A 410-nucleotide genomic window follows, 5' to 3' on the forward strand; every position below is an offset into this window, starting at 1 on the left:
CGCAGATTCTTGTGGTTAACTGTGGCATTAATTCTGCTCTCCTTCCAGTGCAGAATTTTTCAAAACCTCTAAGTTCTGGGATTTTTAAATATGCATTTTCAACTTCACCCGCATCATTCAGGAATATGGACACATTTCCATGGCCTTCTAGTCGAGTGATCGGATCTATTATTATTTCTTTCATTTCTTCATCACCTTTCTTTTAAGAATTGATGCTGGTAAAGAGTACATGTAGAAAGTTCCGATTGGATCTTTAATCTGGTTCATTAACTCTTCAATCTCTTTTTCAGAATACTGTTCTTTTCCAGGTTCTGTTTCATAACCAAGTATTGAAGACAAAGCAGATATCATGGCTGCACCCTGTTCTGGAACATTTGGAGCCGCTCCACCACATCCTGTGCATGGCATGT

At 38.8% G+C, this 410-nt stretch carries 2 pseudogenes; both read right to left on the minus strand.

What is annotated here, in order from left to right:
- A pseudogene (locus PSI06_RS21150) lies at positions 1–184 on the minus strand (Ni/Fe hydrogenase subunit alpha); the annotation flags it as partial.
- Positions 181–410: pseudogene (locus PSI06_RS21155) on the minus strand (F420-nonreducing hydrogenase); the annotation flags it as partial. The pseudogenes PSI06_RS21150 and PSI06_RS21155, both read right to left, overlap by 4 nt.

This window comes from Pseudoalteromonas sp. GABNS16E, assembly GCF_028598715.1.
GTDB classification, from domain to species: Bacteria; Pseudomonadota; Gammaproteobacteria; order Enterobacterales; family Alteromonadaceae; genus Pseudoalteromonas; species Pseudoalteromonas atlantica.